This window comes from Fibrobacter sp. UBA4309 (assembly GCF_002395745.1).
GTDB lineage: Bacteria > Fibrobacterota > Fibrobacteria > Fibrobacterales > Fibrobacteraceae > Fibrobacter.
The window spans coordinates 8239-13071 of the sequence record NZ_DGUN01000008.1; the positions used below are offsets into that span (position 1 = coordinate 8239).

The window sequence follows — 4833 nt, forward strand, 5'->3', positions numbered from 1 at the left end:
GCAGGAGCAGCCTTCTTCGCGGGAGCGGCCTTCTTGGCAGGAGCAGCCTTCTTCGCAGGGGCGGCCTTCTTGGCAGGAGCAGCCTTCTTAGCCGGAGCGGACTTCTTGGTCTCTTTCTTAGAACTCATAGCTTACTTCTTTTCCACTATTTTGATGTTTAAAATCGGATCGTTCGGCTCAATGCGGTACACGACTTCGCAGCCGCTGATGACCTTGCCGAAAACAGTATGCTTGCCGTCGAGATGCGTCTGCGGCGACTGCGTAATAAAGAACTGGGAACCGTTGGTGTCCGGGCCGCGGTTGGCCATGGAGATCACGCAGGTTTCATGCTTCAGGGAATTCGGCTCGTTGTCGATAGTGTAGCCAGGACCGCCTGTGCCCTTGCCGTCGGGGTCGCCGCCCTGGATCATGAAGCCGGGAATCACGCGGTGGAAAACGAGTCCATCGTAAAAGCCGCTATTGGCTAGTTCCACGAAGTTGGCGACAGTATTGGGGGCCTCCTTGAAATTGAGGTCCACGACAATCACGCCTTCGTGCGTGGTGATGGTGGCCTCTATAGCCTGGATTCCGCTATAGTCCTTGTTGAAGACCTTGCCATCGGCAAAACCAAGGCTAAAAAGCCCCGAAAGCAGAACCAATAGAGCAAAAAGATGTTTTCTGACCATAACGAAGTACAATATAGCTAATTCAGGGGAAACGAACCATCGTTATTTCCAAACCCAGTATCCTTCAACCAAGGAACACGTCAAGCCTTCGACTTTGTTCCCCTTTATTCCTTTCCAGCACACCATCCCTGTTACCAATTCAGTGTCTTTGGCTTCACGCCAATAATACTCTTTATCATCACCGACGTTCTTGAACCAGCAGACATACCCTTCATATACCAAGTAGGTCATCATCACATTGTCATTGCAGACCTTGCAAGTCTGCTTTCCACCCACATTCGAACATAAATTTGCAAAGACACCGTCATCAATCAAGCTCCATTTTTTATCCACGCAAAGCCATTTATCTCCATTAGTCGCTTCGCGATAATAGCTATTCAATTCTTCCGTACAGAATCCGAATTCATAGGTCTGGGCATCGATTGCAGTCCATCCCCACTGTTGTTTGTCTTTTACGCAGGCGTAATAGGCATTACCGGATTTTACAAAACCATCGGAATAATCTTCGGTGCATAGACCCAATTCGTAAGAAAGGGAATCGATAGAATTCCACCCCCACTCATCGCCGTTTTTCTGACAGACGAAATAGTTATTCTTGTCGGATTTTTCACGGGCGTTTTCATTCGAACTGCCACAAAGCTTTTTCAGTTCAAAAGAGTTTCCGTCCGACTCGTTCCATTCCTTGGCGAGGCACACGTAGATTTTCTCGTCACCCTGCTTGAACGTGCTGTCGGGATTGTTCTTGTCACCGCATACGGCACCAAGTTCGGCTTCGGCATCGCTCGCCTTGCGCCAGGCCCCCTTGGAGCCATCCCATTCGCATACGTAGCTCACACCATCTTTCGCCTTGGTAAGTTCCAGGTTGCGCTTTTCGGTGCAGAGCTTAAGTTCAAAGGCAACGGAATCCACTTCGACCCACTGCTTTGCACTGCAGACAAAGTATTCTCCAGACTTTGTCGCCACATATTCGTTTTCGCGACTTTCGCTGCATTCCTTCAGTTCGTACTGCGTCGCGGTAATCTTGTTCCAGGTTCCGGACTTGCAAACGTAATACTCGGTTTCCTTGCCGTCCTTGTATTCCTTGAAGGTGTTTTCTGTTTTCTCAAGGCAGAGGCCCAGTTCCGTGTCGAGGACGGTGCTCTTGTGCCAGTGCTTGCTGGTGCAGGCGTAGCCGGCGCCGTAGTTGTCGCTCAGCTTGTTCTCGTTCTTCTTGATGGTCTCTTCGAGGCTGTCGGTGCAGGCGCCGAGCTTGTATTCGGCGGTCCAGAAGGTGTACAGGACTTTTTCGAAATCGGGGACGGCCGCCGCGAGCTTCATGTCCTTGACGTTTTTGCGGATAGCCGCGAAGTTGTCGACGCTGTCAGCCTTGCTCGCCCAATCGGCGAGGGCGGCACGGAGCGTATCGCTGTCCAGGGAACCGGTCGAGGCGAACAGGTCGCCAACGTCCCCTAGACGGAGTCCGAACTTGCTGGCCGAAAGGTCGCCCTGCAACAAGACAGAGGCAAAGAGCAGCGCCGTCCCGGCAGAGTTCGTGTCAGAAAGGGAAAGCGAAGTCGCAGTGAGGTCGTCACCGCCCTTGCCGCCGAACACGGCCAAAAGTTCCTTGGTCGCGCGCTTCTTGGCGGCCGGCACGTTGAACTTCTCTTTCAATACGAGGTGCTTGACGCGGGCGTATTCCAGTTCGGTAAAGAGGTTCACGTTGGCCTTCACGTCCTTGCCCGCGGAAAGGTCCACGATGGCGTTGAGGGTCGTCTTGGTACCGCTCGTGTTCTTGCCCGAGATTTCGTTCGCGTAGAACCCGGAGACCTGCACCAGGGCGAACTGGCTCGGGAGCACAATCTTCTCTACCTTGAACGCACCGCTATCGCCCGAAACCTTCCCGGTGAACTTGGTCTTGGTCACTTCGAGTGCGCTGTCTAGGCCATACACGGTCACTGCGGAGCCGCTTGCGTAGGGGCCCTTCTGCGCGAGGCCCGATACGGTCACGGAATCGACCTTCTTGGTTTCGACCTTCGCGACTTCGGAGCTGTCCGCCTTCACGCTGCTGGAGGACTTGGGCTTGTCCTCATCGCCGCTGCTGGAGCTTGCCGTGAGAATGCTGTCGACCTTGGCGGAATCCACCTCGACCCAGTCCTCGCTGGTGCATTCAAAATAGGCGTCTTCTTCTTCGACGAACACGATTTCGCCGTAGTGGCTCTTGGTGCAGTGCACCAGGTCGTCGAATGTTTCGACGGTCGCCAATCCCGAAGACTTGCTCGGTTCTTCGCTGGAACTGCTGGAATCATCGCCGCAGGCGGCGAGAAGAAAGGCGATAAAAACACCTTCAATTACAATGTTACGCAAGGTTAGCCCCTTTTTTAGAATAAAAACTATCTCACTTCTATTGATAATTTCACACTCGGACTCAAATATAACAAAAAAAGCAAGAAACACTTTCTATATTTACCCCGAAAAATTAGACGATTCAACACGACATACTTACCGCATCTATGCCGCAAAACGACAACATCAGAAATTTCAGTATCATCGCCCATATCGACCACGGCAAGTCCACCCTGGCCGACCGCATGATCGAACTTACGAAGACGGTCGCGAAGAACGAGATGACCAACCAGCTCCTGGACGACATGGACCTGGAACGCGAAAGGGGCATCACCATCAAGGCGCACGCCATCCGCATGGTGTACGAGAAAGACGGCAAGGAATACATCCTGAACATGATCGACACGCCGGGGCACGTGGACTTCACGTACGAAGTGAGCCGCTCGCTTGCCGCCTGCGAAGGGGCTATCCTCGTGGTGGACGCAAGCCAGGGCATCGAGGCGCAGACGCTTTCTAACCTCTACCTCGCCATCGAAAACGACCTCACGGTCATCCCGGTACTCAACAAGGTGGACCTGCCGGGCGCACAACCCGACCACGTCGCCGAACTCGTGGGCGACCTTCTGGGCTACGACCCCGACAAGATTCCGCGCATTTCCGCGAAGACCGGCCTGAACGTGGAGCAGGTGCTCGACAAGATCGTCGACGAGATTCCCGCCCCCACCGGCGACAGCGGCAAGCCGCTCAAGGCACTGATTTTCGACTCGGTATACGACAGCTACCGCGGCGTGATCAACTACATCCGCATTGTGGAAGGCACGCTCAAGGCCGGCATGAAAATCCGCATGATGAAGACCGGCGGCGAATACATGGTGACCGAAGTCGGCACGTTCAGCATGCACCGCGACCCGCGCGCCGAGCTTTCGGAAGGCATGGTGGGCTACGTGCTCGCGAACGTCAAGACGATCAGCGACGTGAAAATCGGCGACACGCTCACCGACGCGGCAGCACCCGCCGCAGAACCGCTCCCGGGCTACAAGGATATCTTGCCGATGATCTATTCCGGCATCTACCCCATCAACCCGGAAGACTACAAGGACTTGCGCGAGGCCCTGGAAAAGCTCCGCCTCAACGATTCCGCCATCAGCTGGGAACCGGAAACTTCCGAAGCACTGGGCTTCGGCTTCCGCACCGGGTTCCTCGGGCTGTTGCACATGGAAATCGTGCAGGAACGCCTCGACCGCGAATTCAACGTGGACATCATCACGACCGTGCCGAACGTGGAATACCACGTGTACATGAGCGACGGCACGATGGTGAAAATCGAAAGCCCCTCCAAGCTCCCCGACGCGAGCCGCTACGACCACATCGAAGAGCCGTACGTGAAGGCCCAAATCTTTACGCCCAAGGACTACGTGGGCGCGCTCATGACGCTGTGCGAAGAAAAGCGCGGCGAATTCGAGACCATGGAATACCTCGACGAAGAAAAGGTCATCCTCAAGTACGACCTGCCGCTCGCCGAAATCATGTTCGACTTCTACGACCGCCTCAAGTCGGTAAGCCGCGGCTATGCGGGCCTCGACTACGCCCCGAGCGAATACAGGCGCAACAACCTCGTGAAGCTGGATATCCTGCTGAACGGCGACCCGGTGGACGCCTTCTCGGTGATTATCCACCGCGACAAGGCCAACACCTACGCGAACGCCATCTGCGTAAAGCTCAAGGACCTGATTCCGCGCCAGCAGTTCGACGTGGCCATCCAGGGCGCCATCGGCGGAAAGATCATCAGCCGTTCTACCGTGAAAGCGGTGCGCAAGGACGTCCTTGCCAAGTGCTACGGCGGCGA

Annotated in this window: 3 protein-coding genes; 1 reads left to right on the forward strand and 2 read right to left on the reverse strand. The window is 55.0% G+C overall.

Translation table 11 applies throughout. The features are described from left to right. Positions 1-131: 131 nt before the first annotated feature. Together B3M32_RS00825 and B3M32_RS00830 are read right to left on the reverse strand one after the other, a co-directional pair. A complete protein-coding gene (locus B3M32_RS00825) occupies positions 132-665 on the reverse strand; it encodes a peptidylprolyl isomerase (RefSeq protein WP_290742454.1) in 534 nt (177 codons plus the stop codon). A gap of 42 nt (positions 666-707) precedes the next feature. Beyond that, positions 708-3008: a hypothetical protein gene (locus B3M32_RS00830; protein WP_290742457.1), complete on the reverse strand. Its 2301-nt coding sequence runs from the start codon at positions 3006-3008 to the stop codon at positions 708-710. 146 nt (positions 3009-3154) lie between these two features. Here B3M32_RS00830 and lepA point away from each other — a divergent pair. Then, positions 3155-4833 (forward strand): translation elongation factor 4 (gene lepA / locus B3M32_RS00835; protein ID WP_290742460.1); only part of this gene is annotated, 1679 nt, incomplete at its 3' end.

Bases quoted from the DNA above. Each gene is read 5' to 3' on its own strand.
- B3M32_RS00825 (WP_290742454.1), bottom strand. From the start codon at position 665: ATGGTCAGAAAACATCTTTTTGCTCTATTGGTTCTGCTTTCGGGGCTT.